This window comes from Kitasatospora cathayae, assembly GCF_027627435.1.
Taxonomy (GTDB): Bacteria; Actinomycetota; Actinomycetes; order Streptomycetales; family Streptomycetaceae; genus Kitasatospora; species Kitasatospora cathayae.
This window is the reverse complement of the sequence record NZ_CP115450.1, coordinates 6,035,531-6,060,764: the sequence shown is the minus strand read 5'-3', so window position 1 is coordinate 6,060,764 and position 25,234 is coordinate 6,035,531. Positions and strand designations below refer to the sequence as shown.

Sequence of the window (25,234 nt, the reverse complement as noted above, 5' to 3'; positions counted from 1 at the left end):
GCCCCCGGGCACGGTGCGGGGCTCCTCAGAGCGCCTCGTCGAGTTCGAGGCTGGTGCGGTAGTCCGGCAGGAGTCCCAGGCGGACGGCCTGCGCCAGGGTCGGGGCCGCCCGGTCCCGCTCGGACAGGACCGGCGCCACGCCCTGGTCGTACGGCAGTGCCAGGTCCGGATCCAGCGGGGAGACCGCGAGCTCGTTGGCGGGCACGTATCCGCCCGACATCAGGTAGACCATCGTGGTGGCGTCCTCCAGCGCCACGAACGCGTGCCCCACGCCGACCGGCACGTAGACCGACCGCAGTTCCTCCCCGCCGAGCACGACGCTGTCCCAGCTGCCGAAGGTCGGCGATCCGACCCGCAGGTCCACCACGAAGTCCAGCGCCCGCCCGCCGGTGCAGTGCACGAACTTGGCCATGCCGGGCGGTGTCGCGGTGTAGTGCACTCCGCGGACCACGCCCCGGCGCGAGCGGCTCTGGCTGGTCTGGACGACCGGGAACGGGTGGCCGACCGCCTCCTCGAAGGCCGCCAGCCGGAAGGAGTCCACGAACAGCCCGCGGTCGTCGGGGAACACGGTGGGAGTGAACTCGAAGGCGCCCGCGACGCCCAGCTCACGGACGCCGGCTCCGCCCGGACGTGCCGCCCCCGGAGCCTCGGCGGTGGCGGCCGTCCCGTGCTGATCGACGGTCATGCCGCGCTCACCGGCCCCACTCGGCAACGACGCGTTCCAGCATCGGCACCACCTCGGCCGGCGAGGGCTGCGCCAGCAGGTCGGCCCGGATCAGCGCGGCGCCGGCGGCCAGCGCCGGATCGTCCACCAGGCGGGCCACGCAGTCCCGGATCTCCTGCGGAGTGGCGCTGTCGGCCGGCAGGCACAGTCCGCCGCCCAGCTTCTCCTGCCGCTGCCCGGCCAGCATGGTGTCGTAGCCGTGGCCGAGGATGAGCTGCGGCACCCCGTGGTAGGCGGAGGTCAGGCGCGAACCGAAGCCACCGTGGTGCACGATCGCCTGACAGGTGGGCAGCAGGTCGTGCAGCGGCACGAAGCCCACGGGCCGCGCGTTCGCCGGCAGTTCGCCCATCTTGGCCGCCTCCTCGGCGCCGAGGGTGACGACCACCTCCACGTCGAGGTCGGCCAACCCCCGCAAGATCTCGCCCACCGTGGTGCCGGTGTTCTCGATCTCGTTGGACGTGCCGAGCGTCAGACAGACCCGACGGCGGTCGGTGGGCTCGCGCAGCCACTCCGGCACCACGCATCGCCCGTTGTAGGGCACGTAGCGCATGCCGATGGTGTCGAAGCCGACCTCCAACTCGGTGCCCGGGACGGTGGTGGCGATGGTGAAACCGCCGACCCGCAGCCGCTCGCTCCAGGTCCCGCCGAAGCGGCCCACCGCCTCCTCCAGCCACTCGCGGGTCGGGTCCTCGCGCTGGTCGGGGTGTCGCTGCTGGTACAGCCGCAGGAACTCCTCCCGGGCGCGGCCGAGGAAGTCCAGGCCGTAGAGGAAGCGCGCGTGCGGGATGCCGAGGGCCTCGGCCACCACCGCGCCGCCCATCGTGAGCTGTTCCCAGATCACCAGGTCGGGCTGCCAGTGGCGGGCGTAGTCCATCACGTCGTCGAGGAACGGGTCGTTGCTGATGCCGGCGAGCAGCGCGGAGACCAGGATCTTCTCCTGCCCCAGCAGGCCCTCCCAGCTCCAGGCCCGCTCGTCGGTCCAGGACCAGTCGAAGGTGCGCAGGAAGTCGGAGGCGCCTCGGCCCATCAACTGCCCGTACAGGTCGGGCTCGTAGGGGTCGTCGCGGTACCAGCCGGGCTTCCCGGCGGGCACCATGGTCAGCCCGGCGCCGGTGGCCGTGTCCGTGAGGTCCGGGTGACCGGCCACCCGGACCTCGTGACCGGCCGAGCGCAGCGCCCAGGCCAGCGACACCATCGGGTGGAAGTGCGTGGGGTGAGGCATGCTCACGAAGAGGATCTTCATGTCTTCTCCTGGCTCAGCTCAGGGGTGTGCGGGCGGCGAAGGCGAGCAGCGACCGGGACACCGGGGCGGCCGCGCGCCGCGCCGGCGCCTCGGTCCCGTTCGGCCGCGGGCGCAGGACGGCGAGCCGGCTCAGCCCCTCCCGCGCGCTCGCCGCAGCGAAGGACAGCACCCGGGTGCTCGGCGCACCGGGCAGCACGACCTGCGCGGCTCGCGCCGCCTCGACGGGATCGGACCGGTCGGGGGCGGCCGCCGCGAACCGGTCGGGGTCGTACCGGTCGGGGTCGGTGAACGCCTCGGCGTCGCGGTTGGCGGCTCCGAGCAGGATCACCACCTCCTCCCCCGGTTCGATCCGCTGTCCGGCGAGCTCGCACGGCGCCTGCGCGACGAGGGTGCGCAGCTGCACCGGGCCGGCCCAGCGCAGCGTCTCCGCCACCGCCCGCGCCGCCCCTCCCGGCTCGGCGCGCAGCCGCTCCCACAGGGCCTCCAGATCCTGCCGGGGCGTCGCCTCGGGGTACCGCACCAGGGTGTTGACCACCAGGTCGGTCGCCATCCGCACGCCGACCGCCGCCAGCAGCAGCCGCTCCTCGGACCCACCGACCGCCGGCAGGGCCCGCAGGGCGGTCACGCCGCGGGCGATGCGCCGGGTGTCGGCCAGGTTCTGCGGATAGCACGAGGCGTCGAGCAGCCCGTCGGTCAGCTCGACCGCCGCGCTCAACTCCAGCCGTCCGTCGGCGTCCAGGCCCCAGGCCAGGGCCAGCGCCTCGACGGCGGCGGCACGCGCGACGGCCACCACGTCCCACCCGCCGTCCCCGCCGGTGGCGGCGGGGACGGCCGCCAGCGCGCGGCGCCAGGCCTGTTCGACGTCGAACACCGGGTCGTCGCCGCCGTCGGCGGGCACCTGGTCCTGCGGCGCGCCGTCCGCGGCGCTCGGGCCGAAGCCGTCCAGGAGCGGGCGTTCGCACAGGGCCGGCTCGGCGGCCGCCCGGCTCGCCACGGCGTGCCGCGCCGTCACCCAGGCGCCGGTGGCGCTGCGGCCGAGCGGCCGTTCGGTGAGCCGGCGCCAGTACTCGCGCGGATCGGTGTCGAGCCCGCGCAGCAGAGCCGCGCAGGGGTCTCCCTGGGCTGCCGCGAGCCAGACAAGGCCTTGTTGCAGCTGGATTCGGCGCCCCAGTCCGGGGTCGGTGAGCAGCACGAGCGGAAATCCTCCTGGTCCAGGCGCTCAATCGGGCGGCGGCAGGACTCGGCCCACCGCTCCCCGTACATCCTCGGCCCGGGCGGCTGAGCACCGATCGAGCGGTGCTGAACCGCCCCGCGCGGCCGCCGGCCCACCGCCCCCGAACGGCCCGTCGGCACCCGGATGTTCGGGCCGACTCAGCACGAATCAACCGGCTCTCCATCGAGTGCCGCAATACTGGCCGAGCGACGGACCGATCGTGTGGCACCGGTACCCGGACGGCGAGGACCGCCGGAGGCCGGGTGCCGCGATCCCGCTGTGGCAGCGCGGCCCGCAACGACGGCCGACCGGGCCGGGCGGACCGCGCAGGAGGACCTCACGCGCAACGACGGCGTGGTGGACCGCGGCCGTCGCACTTCGTCTACTCAGGGACTGGGACTTCAACCATGGTGTCTGATCGTGCCCGACTGGTTCGCGACATGGTACGGATTCGTGTCGTGGAGGAGACGCTGGCCGACTACTACCGCGACGAGCAGGAGATCCGCACGCCCGTGCACTTCTCCATCGGCCAGGAGGCCAGCGCGGTCGGAGTGTGCGCGGCCACGACTCCGCAGGACTGGGTGTACACCAGTCACCGTTCCCACGCTCCGTACCTCGCCAAGGGCGGCGATCTGGACGCGCTGGTCGCCGAGCTCTACGGCCGGCAGGACGGCTGCGCCCACGGCCGGGGCGGCTCGATGCACGTGATCGACCAGGCGGCGGGTTTCGCCGGCTCGGCCGCGATCCTCGGGGAGATGATCCCGGTGGCCGTGGGCACCGCCTGGGCGTTCGCCCGCAACGGCGAGGCCCGGGTCGCCCTGACGTACTTCGGCGACGGGGCCACCGAGGAGGGGGTCTTCGCCGAGTCGCTCAACTTCGCGGCCGTACACAAGACCCCGGTGGTGTTCGTCTGCGAGAACAACCTGTACTCGGCCTGCTCGCCGCTGTCGGCCAGGCAGCCCGCCGGCACGTCGATCACCGGCCGCTCCGAGGCGGCCGGAGTGCCGTCCGAACTGGTCGACGGCAACGACGTGTTCGCCGTCCACGCCGCGGCGCAGCGGGCGGTGGCGCACGCGCGCGAGGGCCACGGACCGTTCCTGCTGGAGTTGTCGACCTACCGCTGGCGCGCCCACGTCGGCCCCGACTGGGACCACGACTACGGGTACCGGTCCAAGGAGGAGATCGACGAGTGGACGGCCCAGTGCCCGATCGTGCGCGCCACGGCAGCGCTGCGCGCCGAGGAGCCGGACATCGACGCCGCGGTGGCCGACTGGCGCACCCGGTTCGAGCGGGAGATCCACCAGTCGGTGGACCGGGCCAAGGCACTGCCGTTCCCCTCGGTCGACGGCCTGCTCGACGGCGCCTACCTGCCCCTGGCCCGCTGACCGTCGACACCCGACGGGAGAAGGAGACACCACACATGCGCAAGCTGACCTACGGGCAGGCCATCAGCGAGGCCACCGTCCAGTGCATGCTGCAGGACGATCGGATCTTCGTCGCCGGCGAAGGCGTGGACGACGTCAACGGCACGTTCGGGACCACCAAGGAGGCGTTCGCCAGGTTCGGCGCCGGCCGGGTGATCGACATGCCCAACGCGGAGAACGCCACCGCGGGCTTCGCCATCGGGGCGGCCGCGGCCGGCTTCCGCCCGCTGCTGGTGCACATCCGTGCCGACTTCATGTTCCTGGCCCTCGATCCGCTGGTGAACCTGGCGGCCAAGTGGCGCTACACCTACGGCGGCGACAAGGGCGGTGTCCCGGTGGTCACCCGCGGCGTGGTCGGCCGTGGCTGGGGCCAGGGCGCCACCCACTCGCAGAGCCCGCACGCCACCTTCGCGCACTACCCGGGCCTGCACGTGGCCACCCCGGCCTCGCCGGCCGACGCCAAGGGCCTGCTGGTCCAGGCCCTGACCGGGGACACCCCGGTGGTGCTGATCGAGAACCGCAATCTGTACTCGCTCACCGGCGAGGTGCCCACCGAGGCCGTCCCGATCCCCTTCGGCGTGGGACGGATCGCCCGCCCCGGCCAGGACGTCACCGTGGTCGCGGCCTCCCTCATGGTCCACGAGGCCGAACGCGCCGCCGAGCAGCTCGCATTGCGCGGGATCAGCGTCGAGGTCGTCGACGTGCGCAGCCTGCGGCCGCTGGACGACGACATCATCTGCTCCTCCGTGGCCAAGACCGGCCGGCTCGTCGTCGCCGACACCAGCTGGTCCCGGTACGGCTTCGCCGCGGAGGTGGCCGCCGTGGTCGCCGAGAACGTGCCGCAGGCCCTGCTCGCCCCGGTGCGCCGGATCACGCTGCCCGACAGCCCCGCGCCGGTGTCCCAGCCTCTCGAGGAGGCCTACCACCCCAGTGCCGACGCCATCGCAGACGCCTGTCTGGCGGTCTGCGGAGAGGCGCGGGGGGACCTTCCCGGGCTGGTCGACGTCGCGGCCGGCTTCCAGGGGCCGTTCTGAGCCGGCCCTCGAATCCCTCGGAGCCGGCACCGCCCCCGGGTGCCGGCTCCGAGTACCGACGACGACCCGGCTCCGGGCGAAGCGCCGCCCCGAGCCGGGTCGTCGGGTGAGCGACGGTCAGGCCGCCGCGAACGCCAGCCGGGTCCGGTCGTCCGCCGGCAGGACGTCGAGTTCGGGATCGGCGGAGAGCATCGCCTGGTACAGCGTCCGTACTCGGCGGGACGGCTCGATGCCCAGCGCCTCCACCAGCCGGTGGCGCAGGCTCTGGAACGTCTCCATCGCCCGGCTCTGCCGACCGGCGCGGTACAGCGCGGTCATGAACTGCGCGTGCAGGTTCTCGTTGAGCGGATGGCGCCTGGTCAAGGAGGCCAGCTCGTCCAGGAGTTGGGAGTGGCATCCGAGCCGCAGCCAGGCGTCGATCCGCTCCTCGACGACGCCCAGGCGGTTCTCCTCGAGCCGGGCCAGTTCCGGGCTCAGCACCGCACCGGGCTGCACGTCGACCAGCGCCGGTCCGCGCCACAGCCCCAGCGCGGCGTCGTAGGCGCGGGCCGCGGCCACCGCGTCCCCGCGGGCGGCCGCCGAACGCGCGGAGGTCAGCAGCTTCTGGTACGCCGTCACGTCCACCGAGTCCGGCGACACGCTGAGCAGGTACCCGCCGGGCTTGGTCACCAGGATGTCCTTGGCCGCGCAGGTCGCGTCGGGACCGAGCGCCTTGGTCATCAGGCGCCGCAGCTGAAGGATGTAGGTGTGCAGCGTCGGCAGCGCGCTGCGGGGCGCGTCCGCGTCGGACCAGATCTCGTCCATGAGGGTCGACACCGTGAGCAACCGATCGGCGTTCAGGGCCATCAGGGCGAGCAGCTGACGCGGCTTGTTCGCGGTGGGAACGATGGACGTTCCGCCCAGCCGGGCACTCATCGGCCCCAGCACCCGGATGTCACACGATTCCACCGCCACCGCCGTGTCGTTCTCGGCCCGCATATGGGACGCACCCCCAGTAGTCATTGTCGTGGCCTGCCAACCTCGGTGCCCTTGGTTCACGCCTAATATACATAGGAACCGCGCCCGCGCCAGGGGTATCGCGCCCCACGCCCGGCGAACGGAATCGACCTGGCCTAAATGCCTTAGGTGCTGGTCAAGAGGTGCTAGGTTGTCGTCGGCGAGACGACCGGGCGGTGACGGAACGGGTCGTCTGCGGCTTGACGACCGCTCAGATCACCGACGATGCCCGGGAATCGAAGCCGAACAGGCCACCCGCCCACGCCCATCGCACAGGCAGCGCGACACACGAAAGGCACCCTGATGGCTGAAGAGGTCACCACCACCAAGACGGAGAGCGAGCCGCCGGCGGCGCCCGCCCCGCCGCAGGCCCTCGGCGGCCCGCTGATCCGCGCGGCACTCGTGCTCGCCCTCGGCGCGTTCGTCGCCCTCATGGACACCACGATCGTGGGCGTGGCGCTGCACTCGTTCACGGAGCACTTCAACGCGAGCCTGGCAGACGTGCAGTGGGTCTCCACCGCCTACCTGCTGGCGATGTCCGCGGTCATCCCGGTCACCGGCTGGGCGGCCCAGCGATTCGGCGCCACGGCGTGCTGGACCGCCTCCCTGGCCCTCTTCCTGGCCGGCTCGGTCCTGTGCGGCCTGTCCTGGTCGCTGGGCGCCCTCATCGTGTTCCGGGCGGTCCAGGGCCTCGGGGCCGGCATGCTGTTCCCCCTGATGCGCATCCTGGTCGTCCAGCTGGCCGGGCCCCAGCGGATGGGACGGATGATGTCCCTGATCGCCATCCCCATCCTGGTCGCCCCCATCGCCGGGCCGGTGATCGGCGGCGCCGTCGTCCAGGACCTGTCCTGGCGCTGGGTCTTCTACCTGAACGTGCCGGTCTGCCTGGCCGTGACCATCCTGTCCCCGATGCTCATCCCCAACGTCAAGGGACAGGCGCCGGGGCGGCTGGACATCACCGGCCTGCTCACCATCAGCGCCGGCCTGACCGCCGGGATCTACGGCTTCAGCCGGCTGGGTGAGGGCCGTTCCTTCGGCGACTCCCAGGTCCTCTTCCCGCTGCTGGCGGCGCTCCTGCTCCTGGTCGTGCACGGCGTGCTGGCCCGCCGCAACCGGGAGTCCGCGATCGTGGACTTCAGCCTGTTCCGCGACCGCAACTTCACCGCCTCCACCACCGTCGCGTTGCTCAACAACTTCGGCCTCTACGGAGCCGTCGTCCTGGTGCCCATGTTCTTCCAGCAGGCCGGTGGCAAGAGCCCGCTCGCCGCGGGCACCATCATGATCGCGCAGGGCGTCGGCGCGGCCGTCGCCGTCCTCCTGGTCGGAAAGGTCATCGACACCAAGAGCAACCCGCGCGCGCTGGTCCTCGTCGGCCTGCTGCTGGTCGCCATCGGCCTCACCGCGTTCGGCCTGGCCGACAGCGCCGACCCCGGTGTCGTGCTGCTCGCCGCGCTGTTCGTCCAGGGCATCGGCCTGGCGCTGGCCGCCTCGCCCGTCATGGTGACCCTCTACCACTCGATCCCGCCGACCAGCGTAGCCGCCGCCACCACCGTCAACGCCGTCTCCCAGCAGCTCGGCGCGGCCATCGGCACCACGGTCATCGCCCTGCTGCTGCAGCACTCGCTCGCCGACGGCGCCAGCGTGATCCCGGCCTTCCACACCGTGTTCTGGGCGGCCCTGGGATTCGTGGTCCTGACCGCCCTGCCCACGGCGCTGCTGCCCTCCGGCCCGGCCAAGCGGGCCTGATCCGACCACTCGTGGCGCCCCCGCGAGCAGCACGTGCGGACACCCCGCCGGAACCACGTCCGGCGGGGTGTCCGCGTTCGCTCACCGGTTCACTTGGGCGTGCCCCAGGGCTTGGCCTCCTCGACCGCCGCGAGCACGGCCATGTCGTCCTCGTCGAGGGCGAAGTCGAAGACCTCGATGTTCTGCGCGATCCGCTCCGGGTGGGCGGACTTGGGCACCACCACGTTGCCCAGCTGCAGGCTCCAGCGCAGGCACACCTGCGCCGCGCTCCTGCCGTGCTTGCGGGCGACCGCCGCGATGTCCGGGTGATCCATGATCCCGTGCCCGCTGCCCAGCGGCGACCAGGCCTCGGTGACGATGCCGCGCTCGGCGTGCAGGGCCCGCGCCTCGGCCCGCTGGTGCCGGGGGTGCAACTCGATCTGGTTGACGGCCGGAACCACGCCGCACTCCTCGGCGAGCCGGTCCAGATGCTCCCGCAGGAAGTTCGACACCCCGATCGCCCGGGCCCGCCCGTCCGCGTGGATCCTCTCCAGCGCCCGGTAGGTGTCGACGTAGAGGTCCTTGGCCGGCACCGGCCAGTGGATCAGGTACAGGTCCACGAAGTCCAGCCCGAGCCGCTCCAGCGACCTGTCGAACGCGCGCAGCGTCGAGTCGTACCCGTGATCGGCGTTCCAGACCTTCGTCGTGACGAACACCTCCTCACGCGCGAGCCCCGACTCGGCGATCCCCCGGCCCGTCCCCGCCTCGTTGTAGTACTCCGACGCCGTGTCGAACTTCCGGTACCCCGCCTCCACGGCCGTCGCCACCGCGGCGGGAGTCTCCTCGTCCGGTATCTTCCATACCCCGAAGCCGATCTGAGGCATCGTCACACCGTTGTTCAGCGTCACCGACGGAACCCCGTGCACCGACCGCCCGGACGCCGCCCGACCGCTTACGGACGGACCACTCACGGCACTCACGACTGGTCAACTCCTCACATCTGGTAGGAACACGGCCGGCCCGGCGCCGGCTCGGAAAATCACCGCGCCACGGGCTCCCCGTCGGCGCGCTGCGGGGCTGCGGGCGACACCTGCTCCGCCCGCAGGCGGCGGGAACCCCAGCGGCGGGACAGCGGATCCTCGAAGAACGTGTGCACCGCCGCCGCGATCACGAACGACACGACGAACAGCAGGGCCGCCGAACCGACCCGCTCGGCCCGCGAGGCCGGATGCCCGTCGTTGATCAGCCGATACATGTACTCCAGCACCATGAAGTGCACCAGGTAGAAGGCGAAGGTGACATCCCCCAGCCACACCATGACCGGATTGCGCGCCACTGACAGCGAACCCCGGATGTCCGCACCAGCGCCCGCCAGCACCGCCATCAGCACCGGCACGATCGACATCGCCGTGATCGAGTACAGGTACGGCACCTGCATGGCCAGCGGATAGGCCACCGCGAAGGCCAGGACCGCGTGGCTGAACCGCACCTTGAGGAAACGACCCGTCAGCACGCCCCGCGCCAGCAGGATCCCGAGGACGAACTCCAGCAGCCGGGTGATCGGGAAGAGGTACACGAACCAGTACTGGTCGTACGTCACGTCGAAGGGCGGGAACTTCGGCTGCGACGCGAACACGGTCGAGGTCACCAGCGGCACCGCGATCACCGCCAGCACGGTCCCGCCCAGCCACCACAGCAGCTGCTTCGCCGGCACCCGCTTCAGGTAGCGGTGCAGCAACGGGAAGCAGAAGTAGAAGAACGCCTCGCAGGACAGCGACCAGGACACCACGTTCAGGCTGTTGTTGGCCATGAACGACGCCTGCCAGGTGTGCACGAGCAGCAGGTTCGAGACCGCGTTCCCCAGGGTGACCGTGCCGCCGGTCACGGTCAGCATCAGCACGACGGCGGCGACCCAGGTGAGCACGTGCGTGGGATAGATCCTCGCGGCACGCCGACGCCAGAACGCTCTGGCCGTGTCACCCGGGCGCGCCGACCAGGCCATCACGAACCCGCTCAGCACGAAGAAGAAGCTCAGCGCCGAACGCCCCACGATCATCAGGACCGTGGTGTTGGTGCCGGTCCAGTCACCGTTGAACGACAGCGAGACATAGGCGTGCGCACTGAAGACGGCGATCGCGCAGATGAAACGCATGCCGGCCAGCGATGGTAAACGCGACGCGGCGGGCGGCAGGGACACATTCGAGGCCACAACGTCTCCTCACACAGAGATCCTCAAGGTCGCGGCGAACGTACCCAACCGGGCCACCCCCTGTATGCCAACCACAGGTGGCACCGAGGCCTCCAACCCTGGTTGTAGACCAGCGCCCCGACCAGCGGCCGCGCCACTTCAGCCCGGCACCATCACCGCTCCAGAACGCGCGCCTACGCTGGCCCCGGGAATGCCATGCCGTCAGCCGGACAGCCGACCCACCGGCCCCGTCCGACCACGGCCACGACGAGCGGGAGCACCATGCGGGACAGCAGGAGTGGCGTGCGGAACGCGGACGGGCGCGGGTGCGCGCGGTCGGCCCGGGAGCGGCTCACCCCGCCCGGCACCAGCACGCTCCTGCTCGGCGACGAACATCCCTTGATCCGCCGCGGCATCCGCGCGGTCCTCGACGGGGACCCCGCGTTCCGCGTCCTCGGCGAGGCGGCCGACGGCCACACCCTCCTCGGGCTCGCCCACCGCCACCGACCGGACGTCGTCCTGCTGGACGCCGCCCTCCCCGGCCCGGACGTCCTCGACACCGTCCACCACCTCGCCGGCAGCTCCCCGCGCGGCACCGCCGTCGCGCTCCTCGTCCCCGACCACGGCCTCACCGACGGCTGGACCCTCAACGCGGCCCGCGCCGGCGCGCGCGCCTTCCTGCCGAAGCACCAGAGTCCCGGTCAACTCCTCAGCGCCGTACGGGGAATCGCCCAGGGCGACGCCGTGATCGGCACCCGTACCGTCGACCAGCTGCTCACCGCGCTGCGTCGCACCTACCGGCCCGTCCCGACCCCGCCGCAGGCCGACATCTCCCAACTCACGCCGCGGGAACGGCAGGTCTTCGACCTCATCGCCCAGGGGCTGACCAATCAGCAGATCTCACACGCCCTCACCCTCACCGAGGGGACGGTGAAGTCCCACTTCAACCGGATCTGCCACAAGCTCGCCCTGCGCAACCGCGTCGACGCCGTCATCCTCGCCTACGAGTCGGGCATCGGCGCCGCGGCGACCGGTGCGGGGGCCGGCCTCGGGTGACCGGGCTCGCCCCCCGGCGCCGCAGCCGTCGGGGCGCGGCCGGCCCGCCGACCGGTCACGCCTTCTCGGTGTCCGCCGTCCGCGGCCACTGCTCCAGCAGCTGGTGCAGGCTCGAGACGATCCGGTGCCAGGACCCCTCGACCCCGCGCGGGTGGTTGAACCCGCCCGCGGCCTCGATGCTGATGAAACCGTGGAAGGTGCTGCGCAGGAGCCGCGCCGCGTCCGTCAGGTCGGGCTCGTCCAGCTCGTAGTAGCGCATCACCGCGTAGGTCAGCTCCACGCTCCGCGCGAACACCTCGGTCCCCGCGAACTCGGACGGGTCCAGGCGCAGTTGCGTCGCCGCGTACCGGCCCGGGTGGCGCAGCGCGTAGTGCCGGTAGGCGTCGGCGAACGCCGTCAGCGCCTCACCCCCGGAGCGGCCGGCGATCGCGCTGCCGATGCACTCGTTCATCTCCTCCGAGGCCAGGATCGCGACCCGGATCCGAATCTCCCGCAGACCCTTCACGTGCGAGTAGAAGCTGGCGTCCTTCACTCCGAACGACCGTGCCAGCGCGGAGATCGTGACCTTCTCGATCCCGACCTCGTCCGCGAGAGCGGCTGCGGCCTGAGTGATCCGCTCGACCGTCAACCCAGCATGCGCACCCATGATCCCTGCCCCAAACCTTGACTGATCAAGCAAGCGCCTAGCATACCTAAGCTTGCCCCGGCCGGAATCTCTCGGCGATGAGGGCGAGGACGGTGAGGTCGTCGGCGAGCAGGCCGGCGTACCGGTGGACGTCCTGGGCCGGGAAGGAGACCACCCGTCCATCCATGCCCCCCACGAACGGGCCGGGCCGTGAACGGGCCAACGTCCCGCCTCCGGGGCCGGGGGCGGCCGGGCCGACGGCGGCCCCGGAGGCGCAGGGGCGGCCTGGGTCAGCGAACGGTCACCGGCAGGGTCTCGAAGCCGCGCAGCACCAGGCGGTCGCGCCGGGTCGGGACGCCGCCCGGGGCGAGCCGGGGGAACCGGTCGAGCAGCGCGGGCATCGCGACCTCGCCCTCCAGCCGGGCCAGCTGGGAGCCCAGGCAGAAGTGCTGGCCGCCGCCGAAGCTGAGCGGCTGGCTGTCGGTGCGGGTCGGGTCGAACACCCCGGGGCGGTCGTACCGGGCCGGGTCGTGGTTGGCGGCGCCGATCAGCAGGGTCACCCCGCTGTCGGCCGGGACGGGCAGGCCCTCGATCGACAGGCCGTCCTCCAGGGCGACCCGCGCGGTGGCCTGGACCGGGGAGTCGAAGCGCAGCACCTCCTCGGTGAACCCGGCCGGGGTGACCGCGCCGCTGCGCAGCCCGGCGGCCACCTCGGGGTGGCGGAACAGCAGGGCCAGCCCGTTGCCGAGCAGGTTGGTGGTGGTCTCGAAGCCGGCCACCAGCAGCAGCACCAGGTTGGCCAGCAGCTCCTCCGCGGAGAGCCGCCCGCCGTCCGCGGCGGCGATCCGGGCGAGGTCGCTGACCAGGTCGTCCTGCGGGCGGGCCAGCCGCTCGGCGACCAGCTCGGCGAAGTACCCGGAGAGCTCGTCGGCGGCCCGGTCGGCCTCGTCCAGGTCGTCGAGGTCCTGGATGATCTCCAGGGCGACGGTCAGATCGGAGGCGAGGCCGCGGAAGCGGTAGCGGTCCCGCTCGGGGACGCCGAGCAGTTCGCAGATCACCCCGACCGGCAGCCGAAAGGCGAAGGCGTCCATGAAGTCCACCGGGGAGCCGTCGGCCCCCTGCTCGGCCATCCCGTCCAGCAGCCGGCCGACCGCCGCCTCCACGGCCGGGCGCAGCGCGGCCACCCGGCGGGCGGTGAACACCGAGGCGATCAGCGAGCGGACCCGCGGCTGGTCGGGCGCGTTGCGCTGGAGGATCGAGCGGCCGAACAGGGCGAGCGAGGAGTGCTCGGTGAACTCCGGGGCGAGGCCGGCCATCATGTCGGCGGTCGCGACACCGAAGGCGGACGTGCGCAGCACCTTGTTGACCGCCGCGTAGCCGCTCACCACGAACATCCCGTCCCCCGCCGGGACCACCGGGCCGAGCTCGTGCGCCCTGGCGTAGAGCGGGTACGGGTCGGTCCTGACCTCCGTGGTCATCAGTTGCTCGATGATCGCAGCGCCGTCCATGCGGTGCTCCCCTCCGACGTTCCGGCTCCTGGTTCGTGAACCACCGGCGGACCCGGCGGAGTTCCCGCTACCGGGGGTTCGACCGGGCGCCCGGATAGGCTGGCGGGCATGGAGATCTGGATCAACCCGCGCTGCAGCAAGTGCCGGACCGCGCTCACCGAGCTGGACGCGGCCGGGGTGGAGTACACCGTACGGCGCTACCTGGAGGACACGCCGACCGCGGCCGAGCTGGAGCAGGTGCTGGAGCGGCTGGGCCTGGAGCCGTGGGACATCACCCGCACCGACGAGCAGGTCGCGAAGGACCTGGGGATGAAGCAGTGGCCCCGGGAGGCGGGCGAGCGGGCGCGCTGGATCGCGGCGATGGCCGAGCACCCCGTGCTGATCCAGCGCCCGATCATCACCGCGGACGACGGGCACGCCGTCGTGGCCCGGACCCCCGAGGCGCTCAAGTCCGTTCTGCCGTAAGGCCGGAAGGGCGGGTACGGCCGGTCAGTGGAGCTGGATCTTCTCCACCGGCCGGCCCGGGTGCCAGTTGAGGACCCACAGGGCGTCCCCCTCCAGTGTGCGGGCGGGCCTTGTCGGTGGCCGGTGCCAGACTGGCGGGGTGACCACCACGACCACGTACATCGCGTTCCTGCGGGCCATCAACGTCGGGGGCCGGACGGTGAGGATGGAGCGGCTGCGGGCGCTCTTCGCCGAGCTCGGGCTGGGGAACGTCCGCTCGTACATCCAGAGCGGGAACGTCTTCTTCAGCACGGACGAGCCGGACCGCGCCGCACTGACCGCGCGGATCGAGGAGCACCTGGAGCGCTCGCTCGGCTACCCGGTGCCGGTGCTGCTGCGGACGGTCGACGAGGTGGCCGGCCTGCTCGCCGCCGAGCCGTTCCGGGGCGTCGAGGTGACGCCGGACGTCCGGCTGGTGATCGCCTTCCTGTCCGAACCGCTGCCGGCCGAACTCGCCCTCCCGCACCGCTCGGTGAAGGGCGACGTCGAGGTGCTCGGCGCCGACCCGGGGGCCGCGTACGTCGTGGTCCACCTCCAGGACGGCAAGTGGGTCACCAAGGAGATGTTCGGCAAGCAGTACCGGGGCGCGGTGACCTCCCGGTTCCTGCACACCACGGAGAGGATCCTGGCGGCCGCCCGGAAGTCCTGACGGGCCGTCCGGCTCTTCGGAACCCCATGGGAACCGCGCGGGTGGAGCGGGCGTCTGTGGCTCAGTGATGTACGAACCGCGCGCCTGCACCCGGCGTGATCTGGACAGTCGGAGCCGGTCGATCCGACAATCGGGCCATGACGCAGCCTGAGCTCCCCAGCGGCGCCGTCCGGCCCTCCGACGCCGAACGGGACCAGGCGCTCGGCGTGCTCCGGGACGGCGCGGGCAGCGGTCGGCTGTCGCACGACACCTTCCTCGGTCGGATGGACATCGTCCTGCAGGCCACCAGCCGCGGCGAGTTGGACGCGGCGGTGGCCGGGCTGCCCACCGGCGGGCCGGTCGAGCGGTTGGTGCTGCGGACGGTCGGCCGGGTGTCCGCCTTCGGCGACCGGCTGAACCGGGCCTGGCGCAGCGAGCGGCTGCCGGGTCTGAGCCTGCCGCAGGCCGGGGTGGCGCTGTTGACGATAGGACGGATCCCGGGCTCGGGGCTGCGGCTGCACGACGCCTCGGTCTCCCGGCACCACGCCGAGCTGCGGCACGAGAACGGCGGCTGGGTGCTGTACGACCTCGGGTCGACCAACGGCACCCATGTGAACGGGCGGCGGATCGCGGGCGGGATGCCGGTGCGGCCGGGGGACCAGGTACGGTTCGGCAACCTGGAGTTCCGGCTCGCCCCGCACTGACCCGCCGGGCTCCCGGCTCGCGGCGTCCGGCCCCCGGCCCGGTCAGTGCGGGAACTGCCGGGGCGGGCGCTGCCGGGGCAGTTCGTCCCGGAACTCCTCGATCACGGTGCTGATCTGCCGGGTCAGCACCGTTTGCTCCAGCCGGTCCAGGTAGCGGTTCTCGGCGGCCAGCGCCTCGACCGTGACGCCGAAGTAGAGCGTCATCAGTGGATTGACGAAGAGCTCGCCGTCCTTGGTCCGCTCGGTGAACCGCACGTCGCCGAACTCGCCGCGCAGCGCCGCCGCCACCGAGCCGTTGACGATGCTGGGGTGCTGCGGGAAGGCGGCCCTGGCGTGCTCGACGGCGTCCAGGTAGAGCGCGCCCTCCCGGCTGCCGCGCGGGATGGAGAAGGCGCCGAGGTAGCCGCCGGCCCGGTCGATCGCGGCGAGGTTCTCCAGCACCAGGGCGTGGTTGACGCCGTGGTGGGCGTCGACGCCGAAGCCCAGGCAGGCGACCAGCCGTTCGGGCACCTCGGTGAGGCCCGCCACGGCGGCCAGGCTGGCCATGTCCTCCTCGGGGGTGCCGAGCCCGGCCTCGTCCCCGCGCATCAGGATGTCGGTGCCGCCGTCCACCAGCAGGACCGCGTCCACGCCCAGGTGGGCGACGAGTCTGCGGTAGGCCTCGCGCAGCAGTCGGACGCCCACCGTCGGGAAGGCCCACACGGTATCGGGCATCCCGTGCAGCCGCAGCCAGCGGGCCAGGGTGCGTTCGGGGAAGTAGCCCTCGGGGGCCGCGGTGTCCGGCCCGATCCTGGCCACGTCGGGCTCCAGCCAGACCTCGCCGGGCAGGCCGTACAGGTGGGTGAAGGAGAGGTTGGCCAGGTGCACCTCCTTGCCCGCGGCGCGCAGGGCGAGCGCGATCGGCAGTCCGGCGTACACGTCGAACCCGCCGCCGGCTCCGGCGACCAGGATGCGCTCGGCGGCCAGCAGCCGGGTGATCAGCGGAGGTTGCAGCAGTGAGGTCACCGGCGGACGGTAGCGCACCGGTGGGGCCCGTGGGCCGGAATCGTCAGTGCAGGGTGAGAGGATCCGGGCATGACCCAGGACACGGCGCTCACCCCCGACGTGCTGCTCGAAGCCCAGGAGCGGGCACGCGAGTTGATCCGGTGCGGCTTCCAGGAGCCGGACGAGATAGCCGAGTCCCTGGTCGAGGTCCTCGACGACCAGGGGCTGACGCAGGAGGAGGCGGAGCGGATCGTCGCTCCGCTGTGGGCCGAGCGGCTGGCCGAGCAGGCCGACTGGCCGGAGACCACGGACGTGGACCGGCTGGTGGCCGCCTTCGACCTGTTGGAGGATCAGGGCATCGTCGCGGCGATGGACTTCACCTGCTGCGCCGGCTGCGGTTACGCGGAGATCGGCGGCGAGGCGGACCAGGACTCGCGGGGCTTCGTCTTCTTCCACCAGCAGGACACCGAGGCGGCCGCGGCCGGGCGCGGACTGATGCTGCGCTACGGCGCGTTCCGCACCGCGGAAGAGGCGGACGGAGAGCCGAGCGCGGCTTCGGGCGAAGAGTCGGGCGAGGAGTCGGAGTCGGCGGCGGGGCAGCGGACGGCGGAGGTCGGCCGGATCGTGGTGGCCGCGCTGGAGGCGGTCGGCCTTCCGGTGGAGTGGGACGGGTCGCCCCGGACGGCGATCCGGGTCGATCCGCTGGAGTGGCTCAACCGGCTGCCGGAGTAGCGCCGGTACGGCACGGTCAGCGGCACAGCTCAGCAGCACGACTCAGCAGTGCGGCTCAGAGCGGCACATGCCAATGGCACGTGCCACGCGTAGATCGATGGCCCCGCGAAAAGGCCCGGCGCTCAGTCGAGGAGGCTCTCCAGGCTGCCGTCGGCCGCGCCGCCCACCGGGCCCCACAGCGGCGCGGTGCAGCGCTGGTAGGTCGCCTGCCAGTGCGGCCAGTTGCGGGCCACGTCGTCGTCGCACTCGGCGAGCAGCCGCTCGACCAGCGCCGGCTCGACCCCGTCCAGCAGCCAGGCCAGCGCGTCCGCCGTGCCCGGGCCGTCCGCCGAGCGCAGCAGGTCGAGCAGTTCGCCGAGGCCGCCGAGCCGGGAGGTGTCGGTGACCACCCGCTCCATCCGGGGCAGCAGCTGCCGCTCCTCGATCCGCAGGTGGGTCTCCAGCCGGGCCGCCAGGTCCTCCATCGCGTACGCGACCGGCCAGGCGCTGCCGGTGTCCCGGCTGGCGATCCGGACCAGCGTGGTGACCCGGGTGAACGAGTGGTCGAGGTTGTGGTGGTCGGCCTCCAGCCAGTTGAGCAGCAGTCGCAGCTCGGGCGCGAAGCGCCGCACGATCGGCCAGATCCGGGTGTCCTGCTGCTCGTGGTGGCAGGTCAGCATGGCGGTCATGAAGGTCCAGTGCCGCAGCAGCGCCTCGCCCTTGTCCTCCTCGTCGGGCTGGAGCAGCCGCAACGCGTTGGGCAGCCGGGCGAGGTCCCGGCGCAGTGCGGCGTGCACCAGCCGCAGTCCGGCGAACCGGACGGTGAACGGCTCCTCGTCCGCGACCGGCCCGTACGCGTCCGCGCCCCGGGAGTCGACCCCGGGCCCTGCCTGCGCGGGGACGGAGGGGGCGGGCTGGGGCAGCAGGTGGATCGGCATGGCACTCTCTTCACGACGTGGCGAGGCGGACGGGGGCGGCCGGTGAGGACCGCCCCATCCAAGGTGCTCGCAGTCGATCAGAAGCGAATCAATGTCCGATTGACGCGCAGGTCACGGGCCTGCGCACGGGCGAGGGGCCCTCCCCGCCGGGTGAGGATCCCGCCCGCCGGGGAGAGGATCCCTCCCACCGAAAAGTGCCTTCCGGCTCAGTCCGAGGCCGGGCCCGCCAGGTTGGCGGTGAGCCACTGCAGGGTGTCCGGGATCATCTTCTTGAAGTCCGAGGTCAGGTGCTTGCCGCCGGGCTGCTCGTAGTACTGGATGGTCAGCGGCGGGACGGCCTTGGCCACCCAGCTCTTGACCACTTCCTTCTCGTAGCCGTTGGCACCGCCCGCGGTGACGTACATCTTCACGTCGGCCTTGCCCTGGGTGATCAGCAGGTTGGGGTTGTTGGCCGCCTTCTCGGCGTCGTGGCCCTTCCACAGCCCGGAGTCCGGGATGAAGTAGCCGTCGATCGGCACCGCGGCCTTGTAGACGTTCGGGTACTGCAGGGCGAGCTTGGCGCTGCAGAAGCCGCCGGTGGAGGCGCCCATGATGCCCCAGCTGTCGCGGCCCTGCAGGGTGCGGAAGTTGGCGCGGACCCAGGCCGGGATGTCCTCGGCCATCCAGGTGCCCATCTTCGGCTGGCCCGGGATGTCGGAGCAGTCCAGCGCGTTCTTCTCGTCGCTGTTGAAGTTCTGCACCGGCATGATCATGATGAACGGATGGGCCTTGCCCTGCTTCACCAGCTGCTCGTCCTCCTCCTGGATCGGCAGCTGGTTGTCGGTCCAGGTGTTGTAGCCGTTGCTCTGGCCGCCCGCGTACAGGGTGAGCACCGGGAAGCCGGTCTTGGCGAACTTGGGGTCGTTGTACTCGGGCGGCAGCCAGACCCAGACCTGGCCGGTGACGCCGGACTTCGCGCCGGTCACCTTGGTCATCATGATCGGACCGGCGCCGGTGTCCCGGACCTTGGTGAGGTTGGCGGCCGGGCCGGTCGGCATCAGCACCTTCCCGTTGGCCGGGGTGGGCTGCTCTCCGGCGGGCGTGCCCGCGGCCGTGGTGCCCGCGGTGCCCGGGGTGCCCGTGTCGGCGGTCGCCGCCGGGGTGCCGTCGGCCGAGGAGGTGTTGCCCTTCCCGCCGTCGGACCCCCCGCAGGCCGCGAGCGTGGCGGCCAGGGTGAGGACGGCGGCGCCGGTCAGGACGGCACGGGAACGGGACGACTGCCTAAGCACGGTGAGGACTCTCCGACCGATGTCGCGCCCGGTCCGTCTGACCGGGCGGCGGCCCCCCGGTGGGGCCGGACAGGCCCGGGGGCGCTGCGCTGTGCGGTCCCCGGAGCGGTGGTGCGCCGTCCCTCGCGGGGGCGCACCTTCCTGCGATCTTATGACGTGGGCCGGGGTCGCCCGGTTGCGAGGCGGCCACCGGAAATCCAATGTTTGTTCGTGATCAGGTAAAGCCCTGCACCGCTCCCGTCGGTCGGCGGGGGCCGGACGGCGGGGGCGACAGCAGTCGGCCTGCCCGACCGTCCGGATTTTGGGTGCTTTGACCAGTGACGGCGGCCCGCACATCCGGAACGATCTCCTCAGCACGCCCCGACGCCCGGCCGGGCAGAGCGTGACCGTACCGGTATCGAGCCACCGGATCGAGAGACCGCGGAGAGCGCCATGATCGAGCAGGTCGCCGTCGTCACCGGAGCCGGCAGCGGCGTCGGCCGGGCCGTCGCGGTCGAGCTGGCCGCGGCCGGCTGGCGGCTGGTGCTGGCCGGGCGCCGGGCCGAGCAGCTGCGCGGGACGGCGGACGCGTTCCCCGCGGGTACGCTGCCCGCCGAGGTGGTACCGACGGACGTCACCGACCCGGCCGCGGTGGACGCGCTGTTCGCGACCGCCGCCGAGCGCCACGGCCGGGTGGACCTGCTGTTCAACAACGCCGGCACCTTCGGCCCGGCCGTCCCGGTGGAGGAGCTGGCGGTCGAGGACTGGCGGGCGGTGGTCGACCTCAACCTGACCGGCGCCTTCCTCTGCGCCCGGGCCGCCTTCCGGCAGATGAAGGCCCAGGACCCGCAGGGCGGCCGGATCATCAACAACGGTTCGATCTCCGCGCACGTCCCGCGCCCGCACTCGATCGCCTACACCGCGACCAAGCACGCGGTCACCGGTCTGACCAGGTCGCTGTCGCTGGACGGGCGCCCGTACCGGATCGCCTGCGGGCAGATCGACATCGGCAACGCGGCGACCGACATGACGACCGCGATGGGCGCGGGGGTGCGGCAGGCGGACGGCCGGATCGCGCCCGAGCCGACCATGGACGTGGCGGACGTGGCACGCACCGTCCGGCACATGGCCGCGCTGCCGCTGGAGGCCAACGTGCAGTTCGCCACCGTGATGGCGACGGCCATGCCGTACATCGGACGGGGCTGAAGAAGGCTCACTCGAAGAAGGCTCACTCGTCGTGGGAGTACCGGTACCGCAGCGCGGCCACCCGCACGGGGCCCCGTCAGCCCACGGCTGACGGGGGTCCCGAGCCGTCAGGACCTACGACCGCCAGCTGTCGTTCAGCGTGACGTTCCCCGAGGCCGGCGCGGTGGCCGTCCGGTTGGCGCCGGACTCCCAGGTCACCGCCCCGCTCCCGTCCTTGATGACGTACTTGTACTGGAAGGACGTGCCGCCCGGCAGCGAGAGCGCGAGCGACCAGACCGGGTAGCCGGCCGAGGACAGCGGCAGCGCCTTGGCCGGGTCCCAGCCGCCGAGCGCCGGGACGTCGCCGACCACGTAGACGTTCTGCCCGTACGTGGTGGTCGCGTTGACGTTGAACGAGGCGCCGGAGACGGTCGTGCCGGGCTGGACGTACAGCGCGACCGCGTCGCCCGCCCCGACCGTCGCGGTGAACTGCCCGTTGGCGCCGACCTGGTACGTCGGGCCGGTGCAGCCGCCGCCCGGCTGCGGGTCGCCGTGCTGGACGTCGCAGTACGTCCCGGCCGGCAGCCCGGTCTGGAAGGTCTGGGTGATCGCGCCGCTCTCGTGGTTGATCGCGACGTAGCCCCGGTCGCCGCGGCCGAAGGCGATCGCGTTGTTGCCGTTGGACCACCAGTTCGTCACCCCGGTGCCGGCCACGGCGTTGCGGAAGCCGACCATGTTGGCGATCTGCCGCCAGGCGTGGGTGCAGTTCCAGCCGTCCTGGTAGCAGGCGTTGACGGTGCCGCCGTTCGGCGGGCCGTCGTCCTTGTTGGTGAAGCTGTAGCCGGAGTAGATGTTGGGCGAGCCGTAGGTCGAGGCCAGCAGGAAGACGTTGGCCAGCGTGTAGGTGTTGCCGTAGGTGTAGTTGAGGGTGGAGCCGTTGCGCTCGGTGTCCCAGTTGTCGATGAAGCTGCGCGCCTGGTTGCTCGGCAGGTAGCCCCAGGAGGCGCCCCAGGTGCTGAGGCTGGCGAGCTTGTCGCTGGTGAAGATGCGCTTGAGGTCGGTGCCGACCCGGAACTCGTCGACGTCGCCGTTGCCGGTGTACTCGGAGGGCTGGATGGGTTCGCCGGCGCCGTAGATGACCTCCTGCACCCAGTAGGCGTTGGGGTTGGCCATCTTGGCCTTGATGGCGGCGAGCTCGGTGGCGGCGATGTGCTTGGCGGCGTCGATCCGGTAGCCGTCGACGCCGAGCGAGCCGAGGTCGTCCAGGTAGTGGGCGATGGTGGTCTGGACGGAGGCGCTGCCGGTGTCCAGGTCGGCGAGGTTGACCAGTTCGCACTCCTGGACGTTGGTGCGGTCCTGGTAGTCGGTGATCGGCTGGCGGCAGGTGTGGAAGTCCTGGTCCTGGTAGGTGCCGGGGTAGTTGTACTTGGTGTACACCGTGCCGCCGGTGCCGGTCCCGGAGCCGGCCGTCATGTGGTTGACGACCGCGTCGGCGATCACCTTGACCCCGGCCGCGTGGCAGGTGTCGACCATGTTCTTGAAGGAGGCGCGGTCGCCGAGCCGCCCGGCGATCTGGTAGCTGACCGGCTGGTACGAGGTCCACCACTGCGGGCCCTGGATGTGTTCCTGGGGCGGCGAGACCTCGACGAAGCCGTAGCCCTTCGGGCCGAGGGTCGTGGTGCAGGCCTGGGCGACCGAGTCGAAGCGCCACTCGAAGAGGGTGGCGGTGACGTCCTTGCCGTTGTTCGCGGGCGGGGTGGCCTGGGCGGCGGGGGCGCCGAGGCTCCCGGTGAGCGAGAGCGCGAGCGCCGCCGAGGCGGCGAGCGCGCCGGCCGCGCGGGCAGGCCGGCGGGTGGGGGCGGTGGTGACCACGTTGTCTCCTGGGGGTGGCTGGGGGTGGGGGCAGCCGGGGTGAAGCCTGCAGGAAGTTTCTGTAACTTGCCGGAAACTTGCAGCGCTGAACCTAGGGCGGTCCGAAGGGGCCGTCAAGGGTCCTGACTGAACGTTTCGGCAACATCCGCGTCCGCCACACCCCCGCGTCTGCCACACCCGCACCGAGGAGCATGGCAAGGGCCCGGCGGCCGTAGCCGCCGGGCCCCTCACCCGTCCTGGTTCACCGGTCCCTCAGGAGCCGGTGCGACCTCAGCCGGTCTGGATCGAGGTGTCGTCGATCACGAAGCTCGTCTGCAGCGAGGAGTCCTCGACGCCGGTGAACTTCAGGGTGACCGTCTGGCCCGCGTAGGCCGAGAGGTCGAAGGTGCGCTGCTGGTAGCCGGCCGCGGCGTCCACGTTGGAGTAGGTCTTCAGCGTGGTGCCGTTCACCGAGACGGTCAGCTTGTCGTACGCCGTCGAGCCCGACTCCGCGGTGTCGATGTGCAGCCAGAAGCTCAGCGTCGCCTTGCAGCCCGCCGGGATCGTCACCGACTGGGACAGCGTGTCGGTGTGGCTGCTGCCGTAGCCGTCCAGGTACGCCTTCCAGCTGCCGCCGTGGGCCGGCTCGGAGGAGCCGTTGTCGATCACACCGCTCGACGCCGTCCACGGCGCCGCCGAGCCCGTCTCGAAGCCCGGGTTGCCGAGCAGCTGGGCCGGGGTGCAGGAACCGCCACCACCGGTGGTGACCGTCCAGGTGAAGCTGGTGGTGCCGGACTTGCCGGCCGAGTCCTTCACCGTGACCGTCACGTTGGAGGTGCCCGCGGCGGTCGGGGAGCCGGTGATCACGCCGGTGCCGGCGTTGATGACCAGACCGGCCGGCAGACCGGTCGCGCTGTACGACAGCGGGGCCGTTCCGCCCGAGGCCTTGATCTGCAGGTTGACCGAGCCGCCCACCGCGGTGGACTGGTTGCCCGGGTTGGTCACGGTGACCCCGCCCGGGTTGGGCAGCGAGCCGACGTTGACGGCGGCCCAGGCGGTGGCGACCGCGTTGTACTCGGCGCTGTTGGCGCCGTACAGGTCGGTGGCCGCGTTCAGGGTCGCGGTGCGGGCGGCGGCGTAGTCGGTGGTGGAGGTCATGTAGGCGGTCAGCGCCTTGTACCAGACCTGCGCCGCCTTGTCCCGGCCGATGCCGGTGACGGTGATGTTGTTGACCGTCGGGCTGTTGTAGCTGACGCCGTTGATCACCTTGGCCCCGCTGCCCTCGGCCAGCAGGTAGAAGAAGTGGTTGGCGACACCGGACGAGTAGTGGACGTCCAGGTTGCCGACGCCCGAGTACCAGGAGTCGGCCGAGGAGCCGTCCTTGGAAGGCTTGTCCATGTAGCGCAGCGGCGTGCCGTTGCCGTTGATGTCGATCAGCTCGCCGATCAGGTAGTCCGGCACGTCCTTGGGCAGGTTGGCGTAGAACTCGACCATCGTGCCCATGATGTCGGAGGTGGCCTCGTTGAGGCCGCCGGACTCGCCCGAGTAGTTCAGGTTGGCGGTGGCGGAGGTGACGCCGTGGGTCATCTCGTGGCCGGAGACGTCGAGTTCGGTGAGTGGGTGGGTGTCGCCTGAGCCGTCGCCGTACGTCATGCAGAAGCAGCCGTCGTCCCAGAACGCGTTGACGTAGCCGGTGTCGTAGTGGACCCGGCTCATGGCGCCGACGCCGTCGTTCTTGATGCCGCTGCGGCCGAAGGTGTTCTTGTAGAAGTCCCAGGTGGCGGCGGCGCCGTACTGGGCGTCCACGGCGGCCGACTCGCGGTTGCTGGCCAGGCCGTTGCCCCAGGTGTCGCTCGACTTGCTGAACAGCGTGCCGTTGCCGGAGGTGCCGTTGTTCATGTCGGTGGTGTACTGGCCGCCGCGGGTGGCGTCCTTCAGCGAGTAGGTCGAGCCGCTCTGGGTGGTGGTCAGCGGCACCTGGCCGACGAACACACCGTTGCCGCTGCCGCGCTTGATGCCGTCGGCCTTGCTGAGCACGACACCGGTCTTGGCGTCGGTGACGACGTGCAGCTTGCTCGGGGTGCCGTCGGACTCGCGGCCGTTGACCACGGTCTCCCAGGCGAGCTTCGGGGTGCCGTCGGCGGCCCAGACGACCAGCCGGGGCGCGCCCTCGACGGAGCCCTGCTCGGCGGCGAGCGCGGCCTCCTGCGCCTTCGGCGCGGCCAGGGCGGGGGTGGTGTCCACGCCCGCGAGGTTGGCCTCGCTCGCCTTGGTCACGCTCTTGGTGGCGCCGGCGGAGTCCTGGTGGACGATCAGGTCGCCACCGAGGACCGGGAGTCCGGCGTAGGTGCGCTCGTAGCGCAGGTGGCGACCACCGTTGACGTCCTGGACGACGTCCTTGGTGACCAGCTGCTCCTTGCCGTCCAGGCCGAGCGCCTGGGCGAGGGAGGCGGCCTGCTGGTTCGCCGAGGCGATCAGCGCGGCCCGGCTGACCTGCTGGGAGACGACGGCGGCCGGCGCGTCCGGGGCCGCCTGGGCGATCACCGGTATGCCGGTGACCAGCAGCGCGGTGGTGGCGGCCATGACGACTGCCGCCTTCCGGACGTGAGCGTGACGTGACATGCGGACTCCTTTTCCGACCGGCCCGCCGAGGGGATCGACTCGGCGCGCACGGTGGAGCGAACCTGGGCCGCGGGGTTGCGGCGCAGTGGGGGCCCCCGGCGGGTGCGACGGGGGTGCGGTTGCG

General features: G+C 72.0%; 22 protein-coding genes. 9 read left to right on the top strand and 13 right to left on the bottom strand.

Going from position 1 to position 25,234, the window contains the following annotated elements; translation table 11 throughout:
* Positions 1 to 25: 25 nt before the first annotated feature.
* The 3 genes from O1G21_RS27115 to O1G21_RS27105 are packed head-to-tail and all read right to left on the bottom strand — an operon-like array spanning position 26 to position 3,159.
* Positions 26 to 685 carry a dTDP-4-dehydrorhamnose 3,5-epimerase family protein gene (locus tag O1G21_RS27115; protein WP_270147312.1) on the bottom strand — a complete coding sequence of 220 codons (660 nt, stop codon included), beginning with the start codon at positions 683 to 685 and terminating at the stop codon, positions 26 to 28.
* 7 nt (positions 686 to 692) lie between these two features.
* The gene (locus O1G21_RS27110; RefSeq protein WP_270147311.1) at positions 693 to 1,967 is read right to left on the bottom strand and encodes an activator-dependent family glycosyltransferase; all 1,275 of its coding nucleotides are present in this window, start codon (positions 1,965 to 1,967) and stop codon (positions 693 to 695) included.
* 13 nt (positions 1,968 to 1,980) lie between these two features.
* Positions 1,981 to 3,159 (bottom strand): cytochrome P450, encoded by a 1,179-nt coding sequence (locus O1G21_RS27105; protein WP_270147308.1) that lies wholly within the window; start codon positions 3,157 to 3,159, stop codon positions 1,981 to 1,983.
* 479 nt (positions 3,160 to 3,638) lie between these two features.
* Between O1G21_RS27105 and O1G21_RS27100 the strand changes: the two genes are divergently transcribed.
* The gene (locus tag O1G21_RS27100; RefSeq protein ID WP_270147307.1) at positions 3,639 to 4,565 is read left to right on the top strand and encodes a thiamine pyrophosphate-dependent dehydrogenase E1 component subunit alpha; all 927 of its coding nucleotides are present in this window, start codon (positions 3,639 to 3,641) and stop codon (positions 4,563 to 4,565) included.
* Positions 4,566 to 4,600: 35 nt separating this feature from the next.
* Positions 4,601 to 5,638: an alpha-ketoacid dehydrogenase subunit beta gene (locus O1G21_RS27095; RefSeq protein ID WP_270147305.1), complete on the top strand. Its 1,038-nt coding sequence runs from the start codon at positions 4,601 to 4,603 to the stop codon at positions 5,636 to 5,638.
* A gap of 117 nt (positions 5,639 to 5,755) precedes the next feature.
* On the opposite strand, the gene O1G21_RS27090 is transcribed toward O1G21_RS27095, so the two are convergent.
* Positions 5,756 to 6,616 (bottom strand): AfsR/SARP family transcriptional regulator, encoded by an 861-nt coding sequence (locus O1G21_RS27090; RefSeq protein ID WP_270147304.1) that lies wholly within the window; start codon positions 6,614 to 6,616, stop codon positions 5,756 to 5,758.
* Between the two features lie 321 nt (positions 6,617 to 6,937).
* Here O1G21_RS27090 and O1G21_RS27085 point away from each other — a divergent pair, with 321 nt between their 5' ends.
* Entirely contained in the window at positions 6,938 to 8,380 is a 1,443-nt protein-coding gene (locus O1G21_RS27085) for a DHA2 family efflux MFS transporter permease subunit (RefSeq protein WP_270147303.1), read from the top strand.
* Between the two features lie 89 nt (positions 8,381 to 8,469).
* On the opposite strand, the gene O1G21_RS27080 is transcribed toward O1G21_RS27085, so the two are convergent.
* Both O1G21_RS27080 and O1G21_RS27075 read right to left on the bottom strand, forming a co-directional pair.
* Entirely contained in the window at positions 8,470 to 9,285 is an 816-nt protein-coding gene (locus O1G21_RS27080; protein WP_270151287.1) for an aldo/keto reductase, read from the bottom strand.
* 113 nt (positions 9,286 to 9,398) lie between these two features.
* Positions 9,399 to 10,568 carry an acyltransferase family protein gene (locus O1G21_RS27075; RefSeq protein WP_270147302.1) on the bottom strand — a complete coding sequence of 390 codons (1,170 nt, stop codon included), beginning with the start codon at positions 10,566 to 10,568 and terminating at the stop codon, positions 9,399 to 9,401.
* Between the two features lie 282 nt (positions 10,569 to 10,850).
* On the opposite strand from O1G21_RS27075, the gene O1G21_RS27070 reads away from it, so the two are divergent.
* Positions 10,851 to 11,603, top strand: coding sequence for a LuxR C-terminal-related transcriptional regulator (locus O1G21_RS27070; RefSeq protein WP_270147300.1), 753 nt, complete (start codon positions 10,851 to 10,853; stop codon positions 11,601 to 11,603).
* A gap of 55 nt (positions 11,604 to 11,658) precedes the next feature.
* On the opposite strand, the gene O1G21_RS27065 is transcribed toward O1G21_RS27070, so the two are convergent.
* Both O1G21_RS27065 and O1G21_RS27060 read right to left on the bottom strand, forming a co-directional pair.
* Positions 11,659 to 12,249 (bottom strand): TetR/AcrR family transcriptional regulator, encoded by a 591-nt coding sequence (locus tag O1G21_RS27065; RefSeq protein WP_270147297.1) that lies wholly within the window; start codon positions 12,247 to 12,249, stop codon positions 11,659 to 11,661.
* Positions 12,250 to 12,518: 269 nt separating this feature from the next.
* Positions 12,519 to 13,736: a cytochrome P450 gene (locus tag O1G21_RS27060; RefSeq protein ID WP_270147295.1), complete on the bottom strand. Its 1,218-nt coding sequence runs from the start codon at positions 13,734 to 13,736 to the stop codon at positions 12,519 to 12,521.
* A gap of 108 nt (positions 13,737 to 13,844) precedes the next feature.
* On the opposite strand from O1G21_RS27060, the gene O1G21_RS27055 reads away from it, so the two are divergent.
* The 3 genes from O1G21_RS27055 (at position 13,845) to O1G21_RS27045 (ending at position 15,572) form a co-directional block, all read left to right on the top strand.
* Positions 13,845 to 14,201, top strand: coding sequence for an arsenate reductase family protein (locus O1G21_RS27055; RefSeq protein WP_270147293.1), 357 nt, complete (start codon positions 13,845 to 13,847; stop codon positions 14,199 to 14,201).
* A 139-nt stretch (positions 14,202 to 14,340) separates the two neighbouring features.
* Positions 14,341 to 14,889 (top strand): DUF1697 domain-containing protein, encoded by a 549-nt coding sequence (locus O1G21_RS27050; protein ID WP_270147291.1) that lies wholly within the window; start codon positions 14,341 to 14,343, stop codon positions 14,887 to 14,889.
* 137 nt (positions 14,890 to 15,026) lie between these two features.
* Positions 15,027 to 15,572: a DUF1707 and FHA domain-containing protein gene (locus O1G21_RS27045; RefSeq protein ID WP_270147289.1), complete on the top strand. Its 546-nt coding sequence runs from the start codon at positions 15,027 to 15,029 to the stop codon at positions 15,570 to 15,572.
* 42 nt (positions 15,573 to 15,614) lie between these two features.
* On the opposite strand, the gene O1G21_RS27040 is transcribed toward O1G21_RS27045, so the two are convergent.
* Complete coding sequence (locus O1G21_RS27040) at positions 15,615 to 16,577, bottom strand: DUF1152 domain-containing protein (RefSeq protein WP_270147288.1); 963 nt, start codon at positions 16,575 to 16,577, stop codon at positions 15,615 to 15,617.
* A 69-nt stretch (positions 16,578 to 16,646) separates the two neighbouring features.
* Here O1G21_RS27040 and O1G21_RS27035 point away from each other — a divergent pair, with 69 nt between their 5' ends.
* Entirely contained in the window at positions 16,647 to 17,288 is a 642-nt protein-coding gene (locus O1G21_RS27035; RefSeq protein ID WP_270147286.1) for a DUF6891 domain-containing protein, read from the top strand.
* 122 nt (positions 17,289 to 17,410) lie between these two features.
* Here O1G21_RS27035 and O1G21_RS27030 read toward each other — a convergent pair whose 3' ends face one another.
* Together O1G21_RS27030 and O1G21_RS27025 are read right to left on the bottom strand one after the other, a co-directional pair.
* Positions 17,411 to 18,205, bottom strand: a complete 795-nt coding sequence (locus tag O1G21_RS27030; protein WP_270147283.1) for a hemerythrin domain-containing protein — start codon at positions 18,203 to 18,205, stop codon at positions 17,411 to 17,413.
* Positions 18,206 to 18,411: 206 nt separating this feature from the next.
* Positions 18,412 to 19,473, bottom strand: a complete 1,062-nt coding sequence (locus O1G21_RS27025) for an alpha/beta hydrolase (RefSeq protein ID WP_270147281.1) — start codon at positions 19,471 to 19,473, stop codon at positions 18,412 to 18,414.
* A 432-nt stretch (positions 19,474 to 19,905) separates the two neighbouring features.
* Here O1G21_RS27025 and O1G21_RS27020 point away from each other — a divergent pair, with 432 nt between their 5' ends.
* On the top strand, positions 19,906 to 20,658 hold the full coding sequence (locus O1G21_RS27020) for an SDR family oxidoreductase (RefSeq protein WP_270147280.1): 753 nt from the start codon (positions 19,906 to 19,908) through the stop codon (positions 20,656 to 20,658).
* A 114-nt stretch (positions 20,659 to 20,772) separates the two neighbouring features.
* Here the strand turns inward: O1G21_RS27020 and O1G21_RS27015 are convergent, their stop codons facing one another.
* Together O1G21_RS27015 and O1G21_RS27010 are read right to left on the bottom strand one after the other, a co-directional pair.
* On the bottom strand, positions 20,773 to 22,509 hold the full coding sequence (locus O1G21_RS27015; protein WP_270147278.1) for a carbohydrate-binding module family 20 domain-containing protein: 1,737 nt from the start codon (positions 22,507 to 22,509) through the stop codon (positions 20,773 to 20,775).
* Between the two features lie 270 nt (positions 22,510 to 22,779).
* Entirely contained in the window at positions 22,780 to 25,110 is a 2,331-nt protein-coding gene (locus O1G21_RS27010) for a M4 family metallopeptidase (RefSeq protein WP_270147277.1), read from the bottom strand.
* Positions 25,111 to 25,234: the final 124 nt, after the last annotated feature.